Origin of the sequence: Pseudonocardia lutea, from assembly GCF_042658055.1 — a bacterium.
Taxonomy (GTDB): Bacteria; Actinomycetota; Actinomycetes; order Mycobacteriales; family Pseudonocardiaceae; genus Pseudonocardia; species Pseudonocardia lutea.
Map to the genome: position 1 here is coordinate 53,473 of NZ_JBHSQK010000045.1, position 18,367 is coordinate 71,839.

The window sequence follows — 18,367 nt, forward strand, 5'->3', positions numbered from 1 at the left end:
CTCACCGGTGGTCGTCGCGGCCCTCGTCCTGGTGGTGGCCGCGATCACGGTGGGGACCTCCGCCGCCGGGCGGGCCGGGCGCATTGAGGTGGAACCGGACTCCGACCATCCTGACCGCGAAGCAGACCGCCGCGGCGCCGAGGGCCGCCGGTAGCCCATAGGTCCCGGTGCGGACGGCGGCGGCGGTGAGGGCGGCGGCGATCAGCGCCGGGATCGCGTACAGGTCCGAGTGCAGCACCGACGGGATCCGCCGGATCAGCACGTCGCGGATCGTGCCGCCGCCCACGGCGCTGATCGCGCCGAGCAGGATCGCCGGGCCGACGCCGAGGCCGAACTCCAGCGCCTTGACCGTCCCGATCACCGCGAACACGCTCAACCCGACGGCGTCGAGCACGACGATCGAGATCTCCAGCCGGTCCAGCCAGCGGCTCAGCCCGAACGCGACCACCCCACCGCCCAGGGCGAGAGCAAGGTAGCGCCAGTCGCCGAACGCGGCCGGAGGTATCGCACCGATCAGCACGTCACGCGTGATCCCGCCGCCCAGTGCGGTGATCACCGCGAGGGCGAGGACACCGACGATGTCGAGCCGCGCCGTGCGGACCGCGGTCAACGCGCCGTTGAGGCCGAACACGAACGTGCCGGCCAGATCCAGCGCGACCAACAACGGTGGCTCGGACGTCACGTCGCCATCTTCACAGCGCCCCGTCGTCCACGCCGTTCCGACCTGCGAGTGGAGCGGCGAGCGCAAGCGCGGCCGGACGCGGGCGTGGCTCGTCGATCTCGGGTTCCGGGTGGCGAGCCGCTGATGCGCCTCGCCATCACCGACGTCGAGCGGCTGGCCGATCCAGGCACGCTCGGGACTGGGCGGCGCTCCCCGAGCAGGCCGGCCCCTTCGACCCGGCGCGTCTCCGCATCCGGAGCATGCTGGAGGCGCTTGCCGAGGTCGCCAGTGACGTCGACGCCGAGGTGGAGGCGACGGCCCGCGACCTGTCGTCGGCCTACCAGTTCCTCCATCTCGGAGCGTCTCCTGCGCGAGGACCGCCACACGGACGCACTGCGGTGGGCGGAGCGAGGTCTGGAGAGCCACGGCCTCACCGACGCGCGGCTGGTCGACCTCGTGGCCGAGGAGTAAAAGGCGGCGACGGCCTCCTCGTTCTCGGCCGAGCCGAGGCGTCGACGGGGAAGGCCGAGGTCGAGGCGGTCGCGCGGCGAAGTGCACGCCGAACCGTCACGATCAGGGGACAAACGGAACACCGACACGGCGGATCCGCACCGGAACAGTACCGTGATCATTGCTGCGTCACACCATCGACGCTGACGCCCGGCCCGCATCGACTTGACGCACGAGAGTTCCCCTCGCGCCGGGCGTCGGCATCTGAGCTCGCGGGGGTACTGGATGACTCGGGCTGTCTCCTCGACCACTCGCGTGTGGTGGCTGGTCGCGGCCACGCTGGTGGTCGCCTGGCTCACGCATTACGTCGTGGTGATCCAGCACGAGTACGCCCATTCGTTCATGGCGTGGATCACCGGGATCAAGGACGATCCGATCCGGATCGAGTGGGGCGGTACCGGCATCCACAACATCGTGACGCTCGGCGATATCGATGAGGACGTCGACTACGACAAAGCGCTGGCCGCAGGCCACACCACCGCCGCCGCCCTGACGGCGATGGCCGGCGTGGTGATCGGCAACGGAGTCTTCTACCTCGTCGCCCGGCAGCTCCTGCGGCGGCCCGGTGTCGCAGCGCCACCGTGGGTCCTGTATTTCTTGTTCTGGTACATCGTGCACAGCGTGGGCAATTTCTACGACTACGTTCCGCTCCGCACCTTCGCCGCCGACGGCGACGTCAAGAACTTCGCTCTCGCGACCGGCTGGAGTCGTTGGTGGATCTACGGTGTGGCGGGTTACCTGACGCTGTGGGCGATCGTGGATCTCTATCGGAAGGCGTTGCCCCGGACACTGGGCGCGGCGGGTTTCGGGCGCCTGTGGCCGGCGCGCGCGATCGTCCTGGTCCTGTCCACGCTGACGTTGTTCGTCCTGTACGCGTTGCCGGCCCTCGAGCAAGCCGACCCCGTCTCGGTCTTCATGGGCCGGACGTCGTTGATCGTGATCCCGGCCGTCCTGATCGTCACCTGGCGGCGGAACGTCGTGTCCGAACTGCCGCTGCCGCCCGGCCGGCAGACTCGCGAGCAGCGGGCGCCGGCGCAGAACGCCTCGTCGGACGCCGGGCACGAACTCACGCCGGGATGATCGTGGTCACCGGTTCGGCACAGCGGCGGGGTTGCCCGGGGGCGCCTGCAGGTTCGGGTAGAAGACCGGCAGGATCGCCTTGAGCAGGGTGAGCGCCGAGCCCTCACCACTCGGGACGGTGGCCAGGTTGGTCGCGATGGTGATGGTGAGGCCGGTGGCGGGGTCCTGGCCGGTGAAGGTCATGAACCCGGGGATCTGGCCGTCGTGCCCGAGCAGCGGGCCGAACTTCGCGATGCCGATGCCGTAGCCGGCGGCGTCGGGGTGTGCCGGGTCGGTCGGCTGGATGCTGTCCATCCGCACCTTCTGGGTCGCCGCGTCGAGCAGCCGCCCGCCGACGAGGGCCTGCGCATAGGTGAACAGGTCCGGGACGGTGGAGATCGCGCCGCCCGCCGCCCACGCCCAGGAGGGGTTCGCGTCGGTCTCGTCGTTCGGTTGCAACGTGCCGGCCAGCGCCGCGGCCTCCTGGTCCGCGGGGAGTGCGTAGGTCTGCATCGTCGAGACGTTGGTGCCGAACGAGTAGCCCTGCGGGTGCGGGGCGGGGATGGTCGCGTCCGTCCGCACCGGCAGAGAGGTCCGTGTCATGCCGAGCGGGGTGAAGATGCGTTCGGCGAAGGCCTTCTCCAGCGGCTCGCCCGTGAGCTGCTCGATCACCAGGCCGAGCAGGACGATGTTGGTGTTGCTGTACTCGAACGTCGTGCCCGGTCGGGCGTCCGGCGGGTGGGCGAACGCGATGGCCAGCAGCTCGTCCGGGGTCCAGGCCTTCCCGGGGTCGTCGTCGAGGGTCCGGTTGAACGACGGGTCGAACGTGTAGCTGTACAGCCCGCTGCGCATCTCGGCGAGCTGAGCGATCGTGATCCCGTCCCCGCCGGGGACGTCCGACCGGTACTTGCCGATGGGGTCTTCGAGGGAGAGCTTGCCCTCCTGGACCAGCTGGAGGATGACGGTCGAGGTCATGGTCTTGGTGATGCTGCCGGCACGGATGTGGTCGTCCACGGTCATCGGGTCGTCCCGGCCGATCGTCCCCGTGCCGAACGTCGCGGTCCAGTCACCCTGGGTCGGCGAGGAGATCCGCACGACGGCACCGGGGATCACGTTGGCCTTCATCGCCGCGGCGATCTTCTCCTGCGCCGCAACCGCGTAGGCGGGCAGGCCCGGCGCAGCGGCGGAGGTGCTCGTGGGGGCGGTCGAGGCAGGCGGGCTCGGTGCGCCACAGGCCGCCAGGGCACCGAGGGCGCAGACCGTGGTCGCCACGGCCACCCTCGCGCGAACCCTTCGGACACGCGTCCGGGGTCGCGAGCGAGCTCTCGATCCGTCGATCGCCAAGCCTCCGAACCGCATGCCGTACCTCTTCCCGCCTGATCTCCGACGCACCCGGCCACGCGGCGGACTCGGACGACCGTTCGGGATCGGGGGCCGAGGCGTTACGCCGACAGGAGCAATGCTGTGGGTCACATGCAGAATTGGCAAGCCTCTTGACCGGGGAAACCCGGCTTGCGACCATGCCGACCACGGATCAGCCGGGCTCGTCCTGGCCGCCCGGAAGACACTTCCATGCGGACAGGCGGAAAGCGGTGTCGCCACGATGACGATCTCCTTCCCGCCGCCGCGGGCTCGGACGCGGCTGGTCGCGCTCGCCGGTCTGGTCGCGCTCTGTGCGGCGTGCACGGGCCCGTCGGGTCCGGCGTCGCCGGCGGCATCCGCCGACTCGACCCAGGCCGAGGCGGTGATGGGGGTCGTCGACGCGGTCAGGGCGAGCGCCCATGCGAAGGCGGTGATCGTCCAGGTCACGATCGACGGCAGGGAGGTCGTCACACGCGCCGTCGGCGAGTCGATGGCCGGCGTGCCCGCGACGACCGACATGCACTTCCGCAACGGGGCGGTCGCCATCTCCTACGTCGCCACACTGCTCCTGCAACTGGTCGACGAGAAGAAGGTGAGCCTGGACGACAAGGTGTCGAGATGGCTCCCCGACCTCCCCTACGCCGATCAGGTCACCCTCGGGCAGCTCGCCCAGATGACCTCCGGCTACGTGGACTACGTGTCGACTCCCGAGTTGACCGCCGAGCAGTACGCCGAGCCGTTCCGAACGTTCACACCCGAGGAACTCATCGCCATCAGCACCAAGCATCCGCTGCTGTATCCGCCGGGCACGAACTGGAACTACTCGCACACCAACTACGTGATTCTCGGCCTGGCCCTGGAGAAGATCACCGGGCAGCCCGTCTCGACGTCACTGCGGGACAAGGTGCTCGGACCGCTCGGGCTCACGCAGACCACCGACCCCGGCACCCCGGCGATCCCCGAGCCGGTGCTGCACGCCTACACGTCCGAGCGCCGCCCGTTCCTCGGCATCCCGCCGGGCACGCCGTTCTACGAGGACTCCACCTACTGGAACCCCTCGTGGACCATCACGCGCGGCGCCATCCAGAGCACGACCATCCAGGATCTGAACGCGACCGCCGTGGGGATCGGCAGCGGCAGGCTCCTGTCACCGGAGTCCTACCAGGCGATGATCAGCAAGGACCTGATCGGTAGGACCACAGCCCTCCCCGGCTGCGCCACCTGCTTCCCTCAGGCCGCCCACTACACCTACGGGCTCGGCATCGTCTCCACCGGGAACTGGGTGATGCAGAACCCCAAGTTCGCCGGGCAGACCGGGGCGTTCGCCTACCTTCCGTCGCGGAAGGTGGCCGTCGCTGTCGAAGTGACCTTCGAGGAGGCTGCCTTCGATCCCGCCACCGGCGACTACAAGAACGCAGCCGACCTCCTCGCACGCAAGATCGGCGCCGTCCTCGTCCCCGACGACGCCCCTCCGATCCCTCCGGGCGCGTGAACACCCCGGGCCGGAGGTCACCACGAGCGGGATCCCGCTTCCGCAGTGGTACCTGTGGCCGCGATGACCGACATTCGTCGGACGCCATAACCGGCCAGACGGGCTAACGAATCCGTCGTGGAGCACGACTGTGTCGTCGAGCCGGCGTGTGGCCGCCTCCCCGAGGAGCTCGACGATGACGATCGATGAGGCGAACCGCAGAGGTCCGCACCCCGGCGTGCGCGTCGGACGGCGTGCCACCCGGGTCCCGGCGCTGGTCGTCGGGGCCGTCCTGGCGGTCGTGGGGTGTTCGAGCCCGAGCCAGGGCGCGTCCACCGCCACGTCCGTGGCTCCGGTGCCGACTGCCGCGGCGGGCAACGGCGGCGCGGCTGCGGCCGGCGGCTCCGGGACGTTGCGTCCGCTCGACCCGGCCGCGTTGGACGAGGTGGTCGCCAAGGTGGCGACGGAGCTGCGCCAGCCCGGGATGGTCGTGCTGATCAGGACACCGCAGGCCGAGTACGTCAACGCGCACGGGGTCACCGAGCGCAACGGCACGACACCGGTCACCCTGGACACGCGGCTGCGGATCGGCTCCAACACCAAGACCTGGACCGGCACGGTTGTGCTGCAGATGGTGCAGGAGGGCAAGATCGCACTCACCGACCCGGTGAGCAAGTACCTCCCGGGTGTCCCGGGTGGCGACACGATCACCATCGCCGAGCTCGGGGACATGCGCAGCGGTCTCCACAACTACACGGAGACCCTGGAGCTCAACCGCGCCCTCGACGACGAGCCGCAGAAGGTGTGGACGAACGAGGAGCTGCTCGGGCTCGCCTTCGCGCAGCCGGCGTACTTCCCACCCGGGCAGGGCTGGCACTACTCCAACACCAACACCGTGTTGCTCGGCGAGATCGCCGAGCAGATCGACGGCAAGCCGCTGGGCCGCATCTTCCAGGACCGCTTCTTCACCCCGCTGGGCATGACCGGCACGTCCTACCCGGCCGCCGCCGACACGGCGATCCCGGCGCCGTCGTCGCACGGCTACCTCTACGGCACGAACGTCGAGACGATGGAGGACCCGTCGATCCCGGTGGACCAGCTGGCGCAGGTCGAGGCAGGCACGCTCGCCCCGAGAGACGTGACGAACGACAACCCGTCCTGGACCGGGGCCGCGGGCCAGGGCATCTCCACCGCCACGGACCTGGCCACATGGGTCGAGGCGATGGTCGACGGGAAGCTGCTCGACGCCGCGACCCAGCAGGCCCGGATGGACGGTGTGCTGCCCACCGGCAGGGGGACGAGCTACGGCTTCACCCTCGCGCAGATGGGGCCGCTGTACGGCCACACCGGCGAGCTGCCCGGGTTCAACTCGTTCATGGGATACGACCCGGTGAACAAGGTGACCATCGTGGCCTGGGGGAACTCCGCCCCGTACGCCGATGGCCGCCCGCCCGCGGTCACGCTGGTGCAGGAGCTGGTCCCGCTCCTCTACACTGCGGCGTCGCCCGCCGACGTTCCGGAAGGCGGACTGCCGGAATAGCCACCGGCCCCGGCCCGACTCCGGGCACCGCAGTCTCCGCACCCCCGGCAGGCGATGATTTCCGGGCGTCGTCGGTGTCTCTTCCTCGACGAGGCGAACGAGGGAGGCACTGGTGAGCGATGTCAGGGTGTTGGTGGCGGGGGCGAGCATCGCGGGGCCCGCGCTGGCCCACTGGCTCCGCCGGCGGGGCGCCGAGGTGACCGTCGTCGAGCGGGCCCCTGGCCTGCGTCCCGGCGGGCAGGCCGTGGACGCGCGCGGGGTGACCAAGGAGGTCATCCGGCGTATGGGGCTCGACGCGGCGGTGCGTGCCGCCTGCACCGAGACCATCGGCGCCCACAGCGTGGACGTGGACGGGAACGTGCTCGAGACCTACCGCGCGGACGACGACGGCGGCGACGGGTACATCGCGGAGATCGAGATCCTGCGCGGGGACCTGTCCCAGGTGCTCTACGACGACACCCGGCACGGTGTCGAGTACGTCTTCGGTGACCGGATCGCCGAGCTCACCCAGGACGCGGACGGGGTCGACGTCCTCTTCGCCGGCGGCGACCGGCGGCGCTTCGACCTGGTGATCGGGGCTGACGGGCTGCACTCGGCCATGCGGGCGATGGTCTTCGGGCCGCGGGAGCGGTTCGTCCGCCACCTGGGGCTCGTGCTGGCCTTCTACAGCGTGCCCAACGAGTTCGGGCTGGACCGCTGGATGCTCGACTGCCAGGAGTCGGGGCGCTCGGCAGGCCTCCGCCCCATCCAGGACGCGACGCGGGCGATGGCCATCTTCTCGTTCCCCTCGGCCGACTTCGCCGTCGACCACCGCGACGTCGCGGCCCAGAAGCGGCTGCTGCGTGAGCGGATGGCCGGCTTCGGGTGGCTGACCCCGCGCATCCTCGCCCATCTCGACGACACCCCGGACTTCTACCTCGACCAGGTCGCGCAGGTGGTGATGGACCGCTGGTCGAGCGGCCGGGTGGGGCTGCTCGGGGACGCGGCGTTCAGCCCGTCGCCGATGTCCGGGCAGGGCACCGGGCTGGCCCTGGTCGGCGCCTACCTGCTGGCGGGAGAGCTGGCCGCCGCCGGCTGGGACCCCGCCGCCGGGTTCGCCGGCTACGAGGCGCGGATGCGGCCGTTCGTCGAGGCCAACCAGGAGATCGGCCGGGTGCACGTCCGTAGCCTCCAGGTCCCCGGCGCGGACGCCGAGCCGGCCCCGGAGCCCGACATGGAGGCGCTCATGGAGCTTGTCGAGCGTGCGCTCAACGGAATCGAGCTGCCCGACTACGCAGGGCTGCCGGACTCCCGAGCTGCGGCCGGGCGGCCGATCACCTCGTCGGCCACGCCGTGAGCCGAGCCCGCGAGCCTGATCGACGACGACCTCGGCCTCGGGGCGAACTCGTGGCGCGCCGGCTCGGTTCGGGGCGCCACCCCTTGCTCGGCGACCGGGCGACGGGTCGCAAGCCGGCCGACAGTTTCGGCCCACCGGCGGCAGGTACCCGATCGGCATGACCGATCCGCAGGAACAGCGCGAGCAAGCCCGGGAAGCCGTGGAGTCACTGCCCGGCGAGACCGCTCTCGGCAACCCCGATCCCACGGTTCCCAACCAGGAGGATCCCGGGCAGTACGAGAGGGAGCACGCCGGCCGGTACGCCGACGAGCAGACGCCCGATCCCTCGGGCTCCTGAACCGGTGCGAGGGAAGTTGTTCGACCCGCGGCGAGCGGGAGCCAGCCCGCGTCATGCCCAGATCTACGGCCGCTACCAGGTCGTCTACACGGTCGTGGAGTTCGCGGCGGCGGTCGCGTTCGTGATCGGCAGCGTGTTCTTCTTCTCCGACTCGCTGGCTCTGCCGGCCGACTGGTTGTTCCTCGTCGGATCGATCCTGTTCGCCGTCCGACCCACCGTCTCCGTGCTGCGCGAGGCCCATCTCGCCCGGCTGCCGCTGCCCGGCGACGACCCGCACGGCAGCAGTCGCCGCGGCACGGACCGTCACACCACTGCTCAGCAGGTGGCGACGGCGGAGCGGCCCCGCTAGCCGCCGGAGACCGCTCGTCGGCATGATCGGGGGTGCGCGGCTCATCGCCGCCGGGTCGATCCTGCTCGCCCACGCCCCTGCTCGACCCCGACGAGTCACGCCAGGAAGACTCGGCGCGACGACCGTGGCGGGCTCAGGCGGTCCGGGCGGAGGCGGAGGCGAAGCCCAGCCAGGTGTGCCGGTTGCCCGCCCAGCACCAGCCGACCTTGGGGGCGTCCCGGCGCTCCCTGCCGTCCCGTCCGGTCCCGTTCGAGATCCAGACCGCGGGGGTCCGGGCGTCGAGCGTGCCGTTCGGGCGGCGCAGGCGGGAGCCGATCGTCATGAAGCAGGCGTTGCGGGCCAGCACCTGCGGGCTCTGCAGGACCCACTGCACGCCCTCGGTGAGCAACAGCGGGGTGCGGCCGGTGCGGGCCAGTTCGGGGTAGACCTCGTCCGGGCTCCGGTTGGCGAGGTGGTCGCCGCGGTCGAGGCCCTCGAGGAGGTAGACGGGAGCGTCCGGCACGGCGACGTCCGGCAACGGGGCGAAGTCGTCCGCGTCCGTCATGTCGGCGACCACGAAACCGGCCTTGTCGCCGCGCCGCAGCAGGGGCGCGAGGGCGGACGGTGCGGCGCCGGCGACGACGAGCAGACCCGGCCGGTCGGGGAGGGCCTTCGCGGCGATGCGCAGCTCTTCGGGCGTCAGGGGGGCGGTGGCGCCGAGCGAGACGAGGCGGTCGACCTGGGCGGGAAGTGTGGGCAGCACGGGACCTCCGAGGACCGGTGGGGGCCCGTGCTCAACGCGCCCGAGCCGAACGGAGTTCCCGTTCGGCGCTCGCCCGGCCCCGGGTCGGCATCGCGCACGTCGGCACCCGGCGGACCGGGAAGGGCCGCCGGGTGCCTCCTCGGGGAGGCCGGGCTACTTCTTGAAGACGTCCTTGGCGGCGTCCTTGACCTTCTCGCCGGCCTGCTTCACGTGGCCCGAGGCCTGGTCGCCCCGGCCCTCCGCCTGCAGTTCCTCGTCGTCGGTGGCGTGGCCGGCCCCTTCCTTGACCTTGCCCTTCAGCTCCTCGGCCTTGTTGTCGATCTTGTCGTCCATGCCCATGACTACTCCTTCGGTCGACGAACCGGCCGCCGACGGCCAGTGGTGTCGGCGTACCCGGCCGGCCGGGGCGTCGAACGTGCCACCCGGGTGCCAGGAACGGCCCCGCGGAATGGTCACCGGGTGCGGCGCGTCGAGCACGGGACACCCGTCGAGGGAACCTCCTGACCACCCGTCCAGGGAAATCTTGACAACCGTCCAAGATCAGGCCACGGTCGTCCCTGTCAGCAAGGGTGCCGACGACGATCGAGGGACGAGGATGTCGCTGACGTTCTACCTGGACAAGGGCGCCTCCCTCGATCCCGGGGCAGCTTGCCTGACCCTCGACGGCGCGTCGCTGTCGTACGGCGAGGTCGTCGAGCTCTCCCATGCGGTCGCCCGGGCACTGCGGCGCTCGGGCGTCCGGCCCGGGGACAAGGTCGGCATCCTCTCGCCCAACGACCCGACCGCGTTCTCCTGCGTCTTCGGCATCGCCCGGGCCGGCGCGGTGTGGTGCCCGATCAACCCGCGCAACGCGGCCGCGGAGAACGCGGAGCTGCTCGACCTGTTCGACTGCTCCACGTTGATCTTCCAGCCGGCGTTCGACGCGCTGGTCGCCGAGATCGCCCCGAAGCTCCCGAAGCTGACCACGCTCGTCCGGCTCGGCGAGCGCGACGGCAGCGCGCAGGCCTTCCACCCCTGGCTCGACGCCGCGCGCGGGGACCCGGACGTCGAGGCCACCCAGCCCGACGACGTGGTGGCACTGGTCGGCACCGGGGGCACCACGGGGCGCCCCAAGGGCGTCATGCTCACCGATCGCAACCTCGAGGCGATGTCCGCGATCACGCTGATGAGCTACCCCTTCGAGGGGCGCCCGGTGTACCTGGCCCAGGCACCGCTGACCCACGCGGCCGGCGTGCTGTGCTTCCCGATCCTCGCCCTCGGCGGCGAGGTCGTGATCATGGCGAAGCCGGACGTCGGCCGGTTCCTCGAGCTGATCGAGCGGCACCGGGTCACCCACACCTTCCTGCCGCCGACGCTGATCTACATGGTGCTCGGCCACCCGGCACTCGACGGCACGGACCTGTCGTCGCTGCAGTGCTTCTGGTACGGCGCCGCGCCGATGTCGGTGGCCCGGCTGGCCGAGGCGCTCGACCGCATCGGGCCGATGGCGCAGCTCTTCGGGCAGTCCGAGGCCCCGATGATGATCTCGACGATGTCCCCGGCCGAGCACCGCCTGCCGGACGGGTCGATCGCCACCGCGCGGCTGCCGTCGGCAGGTCGACCCTCGCCCCTGGTCACGGTGGCGATCCTCGACCAGGAGGGCCGGCCCGTCCCGCGCGGGGAGCGGGGGGAGATCTGCGTCCGGGGCTCGCTGGTGATGGCCGGCTACTACCGCAACCCGGAAGCCACTGCCGAGGCGTCCGCCCACGGCTGGCACCACACCGGCGACGTCGGCTATCTCGACGACGACGGCTTCCTCTTCATCGTCGACCGCGCCAAGGACATGGTCATCACCGGCGGGTTCAACGTGTACTCCGCCGAGGTCGAGCAGGCGCTGATGGCGCACGACGCCGTCCGCGACTGCGCGGTCGTCGGCCTGCCGGACGAGAAGTGGGGCGAACGGGTCACGGCCGTGGTCCAGCTCCGGCCGGACACCGGCCTCGACGTCGACGAGCTGATCGCGTTCGTCAAGCAGCGCATCGGCAGCGTCAAGGCGCCGAAGCAGATCGAGATCTGGCCGGACCTCCCGCGTTCCTCCGTCGGCAAGGTCCTCAAGACCGAGATCCGCACGACCCTCACCGCAGTACCGCAAGGAGGCGGAACCCGATGAAGCTCGCCCTCTACCTGCCCAACTTCCGTGACAAGGTCACCGTCAAGGAGCTGGAGGACCTCACCGCACTCGCCGAGGAGCTCGACTTCGACTCGGTCTGGACGCTCGATCGGATCGTCGTCCCGGAGGCGTCGGACCGGCAGGAACTGCAGTACCCGTTCGGGATGATGGACGGTCTGCCCAAGGCGCTGCCGGTGTCCTCGCGCGGCCAGTGGTTGCAGGGCTACCCGCTCATCCCATGGCTCGCGGCCAAGACCACCAAGGTCCGGATCGGCATGAGCATCATCGACACGCCGTTCCGCGCCCCCGGCGTCCTGGCCGCGGAGATGGCCACGATGGACCACCTCTCGAACGGCCGGCTCAACGTCGGCGTCGGATCCGGGTGGATGCCGGAGGAGTTCGCGGCCGCGAGCGCCGCGCACATCTTCCCGAAGCGGCACAAGCACGTGCGCGAGACGATCGAGGTCATGCAGGGCGTCTGGAACAACGACCTGTTCGAGTACCACGGCGAGTTCGCGGACTTCGACAGGTGCGGTTTCGGGATCAAGCCGCTGCAGGACCCGCTGCCGATCTTCTTCTCCGGCCTCAAGGACCCGGCGCGGGCGGCGAAGCGCGTCAGCAAGTACGACCTCAAGGGCTGGATCGGGATCCAGGACTCGCCGGAGGACATCGCCACCTGGCGCGGGGGCATCGAGCGCGAGCTCGAGGCGATCGGCAGCCAGCGCAAGATCGGCGACCTCGAGATCAGCAGCATGATCTGGACGGTCATCACGGACGTCGACCTGGACGACTCCCCGGCGGGCAAGGTGACGAACCTGCTGGCGGGCAGCGAGCGGCAGATCACCGACAAGCTCAAGGCGTACAAGGAGGCCGGGATGACGATGCCGATGTTCTGGCCGCCGTTCGCGGACGTCCCCGTGTCCAAGACCCTCGACGACCTCAAGCGGATCAAGAACGACATCATGCCGAAGGTCGAGGCCTCCTGACCTCCGGTTCCGCACTCCCCACAACGAAGTGAGAGGAAAGAGATGCCCGAACTCGACGGCAAGCGGGTCTTCGTCACCGGGTCCGCTGCCGGGATCGGCAAGGCGATCGCGACGCTGTTCACGCAGCGCGGCGCCCGGGTCGTGATCAGCGACATCGACGCCGACGCGGCCAAGACGACGGCGGACGAGATCGGCGCCGCGGGCGTCGCCAACTGCGACGTCACGGACGAGAGCCAGGTCCAGGGCGCGGTGCAGCAGGCGGTGGACCTGCTCGGCGGTCTCGACGTGCTGGTCAACAACGCCGGGATCGAGGTCTCCTCGCCGCTGCTGCAGCAGTCGACGGAGAGCTTCGACAAGATCTACGCGGTCAACGTGCGCGGACCGTTCGTGGCGATGAAGGCGGCGATCGGGCATCTGATCGAGTCGAAGGGCAACGTCGTCAACATCGCCTCGATCGCCGGCATCGGCGGCAGCCCGCTGCTCGGGTCCTACTGCGCCACGAAGGCGGCGCTCATCCAGCTCACTCGCGTCGCCGCGGTGGAGATGCGTCCGACGGGCGTACGGGTCAACGCGGTCTGCCCGGGCTTCGCCGACACCGCCATGGTCGAGCGGCTCGTCCCGGACTTCGAGGCGGCGACGCAGGTCCCGTTCGGCGACCTCGTCGCCATGAAGCAGGGCAGGCTCGGCACCCCGGAGGACATCGCCGAGGTGGCGGCCTTCCTCGCGTCCGACCGGGCGTCGTGGATCACCGGCAGCCACTACGTCCTCGACGGTGGGCTGACCGCGTCCCTCGTGTGAGCATGTGCGACGGGCCCGGGCGACCGGGCCCGTCGCACAGTGAGGCGGTGGGATGACCGACACGCTCTGGAGCCCGACGGCGGCCCGCATCGAGGGGTCCGCGCTGCGCGAGTACCTGGACTGGCTGGAGGAGCGCGAGGGGGGGTCGTTCGCGGATCACGACGCCCTCTGGGCCTGGTCGGTGGAGGACATCGACCGCTTCTGGCTGTCCGTCGTGGACTACTACGGCGTCGAGTTCTCCGCGCCGTGGACGCAGGTGCGTACCGCCGACCCGATGCCGCACACCCGCTGGTTCACCCGGGCGCGGCTGAACTGGGCGCAGCACGTGCTGCGCCACGGGGCGGACTCCTCGGTGGCGTTGGTGTGCGTCCGGGAGGGTGGCGAGCCGGCGCGGGAGATCACCTGGGGTTCGTTGCGCCGGTCGGTCGCGGCGGCGGCCGGCTGGCTGCGGCGGGCGGGCGTGCGCCCCGGCGACCGGGTCTGCGCCTACCTGCCGAACACCGAGCACGCGGTGATCGGCCTGCTCGCCGCGGCCGCGGTCGGCGCGGTGTGGTCGTGCTGCTCCCCGGACTTCGGCGCCGAGGGCACGCTCGGCCGGCTCGCGCAGCTCGAGCCGACCGTGCTCATCGCGGGCGACGGCTACCACTGGAACGGCAGGGAGATCGACCGCGGTGACGTCGTCGCGCAGCTGCGCGAGAAGCTTCCGACGCTGCGGCACGTCGTCCACGTCCCCTACGTCTTCGACCGGCCTGCTCCTTCGGGGGCGGTTCCGTGGGAGTCGGTTCTCGCCGAGGACGCGCCGCTCCAGTTCGAGCAGGTCGAGTTCTCGCACCCGCTGTGGGTGTTGTTCACCTCCGGCACCACCGGGCTGCCCAAGGGCCTGGTGCACGGCCACGGCGGGATCACGCTGCAAGGTCTGATGTGGACCGGGCTGTACTGCGGCCTGCGCGAGGGCGAGCGGATGTTCACCTTCACCTCGACCGGCTGGGCGCTGTGGAACATGCAGCTCGGCGCGCTCACCCGGGGCGCGAGCATCGTGCTGTACGAGGGCAGCCCCGGCCACCCGGCGGGCGCGGTCTGGGAGGTCGCGGCCCGCACCCGGGCGGACGTCATGCTGCTGGGTGCCGCCGTCGTCACCGCCTCGGCGAACACCGGGGTGTCGCCGCGGCAGGAGCACGACCTGAGCCGGCTGCGGCACGTGATGGTCAGCGGCTCCGCGCTGCCCTCGGCCGGCTACCACTGGATCATGGAGCACGTCAGCCCGGACCTGCGGATCGACTCGACCAGCGGCGGCACCGACATCTCCGGCTCGTTCGTCGGCGGCAACGAGTACGCCCCGGTCCGGGTGGGGCGCATCGGCGGCCGGCTCGCCGGCGTCGACTGCGCGGCCTGGGACGAGGAGGGCCGTCCGGTCGTCGACGAGGTGGGAGACCTGGTCGTCACCCAGCCCATGCCGTCCATGCCGGTGTACCTGTGGAACGACCCGGACGCGGCGCGCTACACGGAGTCGTACTTCGAGACCTGGCCCGGCGTCTGGCGGCACGGGGACTGGGTGACGCTGTACTCGGACGGCAGCCTCGCCATCCACGGCCGCTCGGACTCGACCCTGAACAGGCAGGGTGTCCGGCTGGGCAGCAGCGACTTCTACGACGTGCTCGAGACCATGCCGGAGATCAGCGAAACCCTGGTGGTGGGCGTCGACCAGCCCGACGACGGCTACTGGCTGGGCCTGTTCGTCGTCCCTGCTCCGGGGCACGTGCTGGACGACGCGCTCAGGCAGAAGATCGTGCAGACGCTGCGCACCCGCCTGACGCCCCGGCACGTCCCGGACGAGATCCTCGAGGCGCCCGGCGTGCCGCACACCCTGAGCGGCAAGCGGCTCGAGGTCCCGATCAAGAAGCTGATCAGTGGCAGGCCGCTGGAGAAGGCCGCCAACATCGCCTCGGTCGACGACCCCGACGCGCTACGCTGGTACGCGCGCTTCGCCGCCTCCCGGTTGTGAAGCTCGGCGCATACCTCGCCCACCTGGGGTCGGGCCCGCCGTACGACGTCGCCTCCTGGGCGCGACGCCTCGTGGACGCCGGCTTCGAGAGCCTGTGGATGCCGCAGATCATCGGGCGGTCCGGCTTCGTCCCGGACCCCTTCGTCGCCTTGGCGGCGGCCGCCGTCGCTGCTCCGGATGTCGAGATCGGCACGGCCACGGTGCAGGTCCCGCTCCACCACCCCGCCGACCTCGCCCACAAGATCCGGTCCCTGCAGCTGGTGTGCGGGAACAGGCTGGTCATGGGCCTCAGCCCCGGGTCCACCCAGACCGACTACGCGCTCCTCGACCGGGACTTCCGCAGCCGTTTCCGCACCTTCGACGAGAACGTGGCCCGGCTGCGTGACCTGCTCCCTGCTCCGCCGCCCTTCTTACTGGGCTCCTGGGGTGCCAACGTCGACAAGGCGGCCCGGCACTTCGACGGCTGGCTCGCCTCCGCCTACCGCCGCACCCCCGACCAGATCCTCGAGGCCCAGTCCCGCTTCCGAGCGGTGGGCGGAGAACGGGCCATCGTCTGCGCCATCCCGCTCACCAAATCGGCCGACCTCGATCTCGTCGGCAACCAACTCCACCGCTACGCGGAGGGCGGCTTCGACGACGCCGTGGTGGTGATCGAGCCGGGAGGGGCCGATCCCGAGAAGGTCAGAGCCCTCCTTCCCTGAGCCGCCGGAGGCGACGGCGACAGCCGGCCGGAGCGCCCGAGCCTGGGCAGAAGGCGGCGTCCGAGGAGTGCCGCGTCCCATGGCCGGGGGCTCGCCGGTCGGAACGTCGACCGAGCGCGGAGCTGCCGACGGCGAACTCGGGCGCGTTTGCCCTTACCTAACCCGGGCGAGTGCATCTTCGGTGCATGGCACCGTTGTCGCCGTCGACCCGGCGGGACCGCCCTGCGGGCGAGTGTGCCGGCGCGACCATCACGGCCCCGTTGTGCGCCCGGGCGCGGGTTGCCGTGAGCGCCGGGCGATTGACCATGTCGCTGTGCCGGTCTCTGGGGCGGGCCGGCGGTGTTCTGGGTGGGCGGGTCGCGCTGGCGATCGATCCGGGTCTGCTGGCCGGGCTCGCCGGGCCCCGGTCGGTCGCCCTGGTGTCGGGGACGAACGGCAAGACGACGACCACGGCGATGCTCGCCGCCGCGTTCCGGGTCCGATCGCGTCCCGCGTGGAACGGCACCGGGGCGAACATGCCCGACGGCGCGCTGGCGGCGCTGCTCGACGACCCCGAGGCGGACAGCGCCGTGCTCGAGGTCGACGAGGGCTACCTGCCGAACGTCATCGCGGAGACCCGGCCGGACTTCGTCGTGCTGCTGAACATCAGCCGGGACCAGCTGGACCGGGTCGGCGAGGTCCGCTCGGTGGTGCGTCGGATCAGGGCGGCGCTGCTGGCCAGCCCGCACACCACAGTGATCGCGAACGCCGGTGACCCGTTGGTCGTCGCGGCCGCGCAGGCCACCCCGCACCGCATCTGGGTCGCGCCGCCGAGCACGTGGCGCCACGACGGCGTCACGTGCCTGCTCTGCGATGGTCACATCGATCCGGCCGAGCCGACCTGGCGGTGCAGCGGGTGTGGGCTGACCAGGCCGGCGGCGGACTGGACGGTGTCCGAGGACGGGCTGTTGGCGGGGCCGGAGGGGTTCTGCCGGCAGATGCGTCTGCGGCTGCCCGGCACCGCGAACCTGGTCGACGCCGCGTTCGCGGTGGCCGCGGCCGCGGCGTACGGCGTGGCGGCGGAGCAGGCGGTCGAGGCGGTCGCCGAGCTCGACGAGGTGGCGGGCCGGTACCGGTCGTTCCCCCGGACGGACGGTGAGACCCGGCTCCTGCTGGCGAAGAACCCGGCCGGGTGGGCGGAGACGCTGACGGTGCTCGAGTCCTCGCCGGGAGCGGTGGTGATCGCGGTGAACGCACGCGAGGCGGACGGGCGGGACCCGTCCTGGCTCTGGGACGTACCCTTCGAACGGTTGCGGGGCCGGCGGGTGACGGCGAGCGGGGACCGGGCGGCGGACGTCGCGGTCCGGCTCGCCTACGCCGAGGTCGCCCACGACGTGGTGGCCGATCCGGTGGCGGCGGTGCGGAGGGTCCGGGGTCGGGTCGAGGTGGCGGCGGACTACACCGCCTTCCTCGCCGCACGGGCCCGGCTGAGCCGCGCTGCCGACCTGACGCTCGTGACCCCTGGCGCTGCCGCCGCCTCGGGCCCACCGCGGGACGGGACGGGGTGAACCGGGTGCTCGGGCCGTCGGCGGTGCGGATCGCGCTGATCTCGTCGGACCTGCTGGGCACCTACGGCGACAAGGGCAACGCCGAGGTGCTCCGGCAGCGGCTGCGCTGGCGCGGGCGCGCGGCCGAGGTCGTTGCCGCCACCGATGCCGTACCGAGTGACTGCGACCTCTACGTCCTCGGTGGTGGCGAGGACCATGCCCAGGTCCTGGCCGCCCGGCGCGCGGCGCGCGCGGGTGGCCTGCACACCGCGGTCGGGCGGGGCGCGGTCGTGCTGGCGGTCTGCGCCGGCCTGCAGATCCTCGGCGAGCGTTTCGCCGGACCGGACGGGGTCGACCACCCGGGGTTGGGGCTGCTCGACCTGACGACGGTCCGGCGCCCCCGGCGGGCGGTGGGGGAGGTCGTGGCCACACCCCTCGTGGCCGGGCTCGCCGGTGCGGTCCTGACCGGCTTCGAGAACCACCAGGGTGGGACCCGGCTGGGCCCGGGCGTCCGGCCACTGGCGCGCGTGGAGTCCGGGGTGGGCAACGGCGACCGCCACCGCACGGAAGGGGTGGTGGCCGGCCGGATCGTCGGGACCTACCTGCACGGCCCCGTCCTCGCCCGCAACCCGGCGTTGGCGGACCTGCTGCTGGAGTGGGTCGTCGGCCGGCCGTTGCCCCCGCTGGAGGTACCGGCGGTGGAGCGGCTCCGCGAGGAACGACTGCGGTCGCTGCGCCGCCTGCCGCGGCTTTCCCGCCCCACCCGCTAGCTGTCCCACCTACGGAGGTTGGTGACACGGCGGGCGTGGACACGCCAGGGCCGATGATCTTGAAATAA

General features: G+C 71.5%; 17 protein-coding genes. 13 read left to right on the forward strand and 4 right to left on the reverse strand.

Translation table 11 applies throughout. The features are described 5' to 3' along the window. Position 1: 1 nt before the first annotated feature. The gene (locus ACFQH9_RS18785) at positions 2-682 is read right to left on the reverse strand and encodes a trimeric intracellular cation channel family protein (RefSeq protein ID WP_379567451.1); all 681 of its coding nucleotides are present in this window, start codon (positions 680-682) and stop codon (positions 2-4) included. A gap of 744 nt (positions 683-1,426) precedes the next feature. Here ACFQH9_RS18785 and ACFQH9_RS18790 point away from each other — a divergent pair. Next, positions 1,427-2,251 (forward strand): hypothetical protein, encoded by an 825-nt coding sequence (locus ACFQH9_RS18790; protein ID WP_379567452.1) that lies wholly within the window; start codon positions 1,427-1,429, stop codon positions 2,249-2,251. Between the two features lie 6 nt (positions 2,252-2,257). Here ACFQH9_RS18790 and ACFQH9_RS18795 read toward each other — a convergent pair whose 3' ends face one another. Then, positions 2,258-3,502, reverse strand: a complete 1,245-nt coding sequence (locus ACFQH9_RS18795) for a serine hydrolase domain-containing protein (protein WP_379567453.1) — start codon at positions 3,500-3,502, stop codon at positions 2,258-2,260. A gap of 187 nt (positions 3,503-3,689) precedes the next feature. On the opposite strand from ACFQH9_RS18795, the gene ACFQH9_RS18800 reads away from it, so the two are divergent. From ACFQH9_RS18800 to ACFQH9_RS18820, 5 genes are all read left to right on the forward strand, one after another. Beyond that, a complete protein-coding gene (locus tag ACFQH9_RS18800; RefSeq protein ID WP_379567454.1) occupies positions 3,690-5,084 on the forward strand; it encodes a serine hydrolase domain-containing protein in 1,395 nt (464 codons plus the stop codon). A gap of 175 nt (positions 5,085-5,259) precedes the next feature. Then, positions 5,260-6,603, forward strand: coding sequence for a serine hydrolase domain-containing protein (locus tag ACFQH9_RS18805; protein WP_379567455.1), 1,344 nt, complete (start codon positions 5,260-5,262; stop codon positions 6,601-6,603). A gap of 112 nt (positions 6,604-6,715) precedes the next feature. Then, positions 6,716-7,939 (forward strand): FAD-dependent monooxygenase, encoded by a 1,224-nt coding sequence (locus tag ACFQH9_RS18810; RefSeq protein ID WP_379567456.1) that lies wholly within the window; start codon positions 6,716-6,718, stop codon positions 7,937-7,939. A gap of 157 nt (positions 7,940-8,096) precedes the next feature. Continuing rightward, entirely contained in the window at positions 8,097-8,276 is a 180-nt protein-coding gene (locus ACFQH9_RS18815) for a hypothetical protein (protein WP_379567457.1), read from the forward strand. A gap of 4 nt (positions 8,277-8,280) precedes the next feature. Then, the gene (locus tag ACFQH9_RS18820; RefSeq protein WP_379567458.1) at positions 8,281-8,625 is read left to right on the forward strand and encodes a YrhK family protein; all 345 of its coding nucleotides are present in this window, start codon (positions 8,281-8,283) and stop codon (positions 8,623-8,625) included. A gap of 133 nt (positions 8,626-8,758) precedes the next feature. On the opposite strand, the gene ACFQH9_RS18825 is transcribed toward ACFQH9_RS18820, so the two are convergent. Continuing rightward, on the reverse strand, positions 8,759-9,367 hold the full coding sequence (locus ACFQH9_RS18825) for a DUF5701 family protein (RefSeq protein WP_379567459.1): 609 nt from the start codon (positions 9,365-9,367) through the stop codon (positions 8,759-8,761). Positions 9,368-9,520: 153 nt separating this feature from the next. Continuing rightward, positions 9,521-9,700, reverse strand: coding sequence for a CsbD family protein (locus ACFQH9_RS18830; protein ID WP_379567468.1), 180 nt, complete (start codon positions 9,698-9,700; stop codon positions 9,521-9,523). 262 nt (positions 9,701-9,962) lie between these two features. On the opposite strand from ACFQH9_RS18830, the gene ACFQH9_RS18835 reads away from it, so the two are divergent. The 7 genes from ACFQH9_RS18835 (at position 9,963) to ACFQH9_RS18865 (ending at position 18,299) form a co-directional block, all read left to right on the forward strand. Then, positions 9,963-11,516, forward strand: a complete 1,554-nt coding sequence (locus tag ACFQH9_RS18835) for an acyl-CoA synthetase (protein WP_379567460.1) — start codon at positions 9,963-9,965, stop codon at positions 11,514-11,516. Continuing rightward, positions 11,513-12,502, forward strand: coding sequence for an LLM class flavin-dependent oxidoreductase (locus ACFQH9_RS18840; protein WP_379567461.1), 990 nt, complete (start codon positions 11,513-11,515; stop codon positions 12,500-12,502). The genes ACFQH9_RS18835 and ACFQH9_RS18840 overlap by 4 nt, the downstream gene beginning before the upstream one ends. A 42-nt stretch (positions 12,503-12,544) precedes the next feature. Then, on the forward strand, positions 12,545-13,300 hold the full coding sequence (locus ACFQH9_RS18845) for an SDR family NAD(P)-dependent oxidoreductase (RefSeq protein ID WP_379567462.1): 756 nt from the start codon (positions 12,545-12,547) through the stop codon (positions 13,298-13,300). Between the two features lie 52 nt (positions 13,301-13,352). After that, positions 13,353-15,302, forward strand: a complete 1,950-nt coding sequence (locus ACFQH9_RS18850; RefSeq protein WP_379567463.1) for an acetoacetate--CoA ligase — start codon at positions 13,353-13,355, stop codon at positions 15,300-15,302. Then, positions 15,299-16,003, forward strand: coding sequence for an LLM class flavin-dependent oxidoreductase (locus ACFQH9_RS18855; RefSeq protein ID WP_379567464.1), 705 nt, complete (start codon positions 15,299-15,301; stop codon positions 16,001-16,003). The genes ACFQH9_RS18850 and ACFQH9_RS18855 overlap by 4 nt, the downstream gene beginning before the upstream one ends. A 284-nt stretch (positions 16,004-16,287) precedes the next feature. Further along, the gene (locus tag ACFQH9_RS18860) at positions 16,288-17,550 is read left to right on the forward strand and encodes a MurT ligase domain-containing protein (RefSeq protein WP_379567465.1); all 1,263 of its coding nucleotides are present in this window, start codon (positions 16,288-16,290) and stop codon (positions 17,548-17,550) included. Continuing rightward, positions 17,547-18,299, forward strand: a complete 753-nt coding sequence (locus ACFQH9_RS18865) for a type 1 glutamine amidotransferase (protein ID WP_379567466.1) — start codon at positions 17,547-17,549, stop codon at positions 18,297-18,299. The genes ACFQH9_RS18860 and ACFQH9_RS18865 overlap by 4 nt, the downstream gene beginning before the upstream one ends. Positions 18,300-18,367 lie beyond the last annotated feature (68 nt).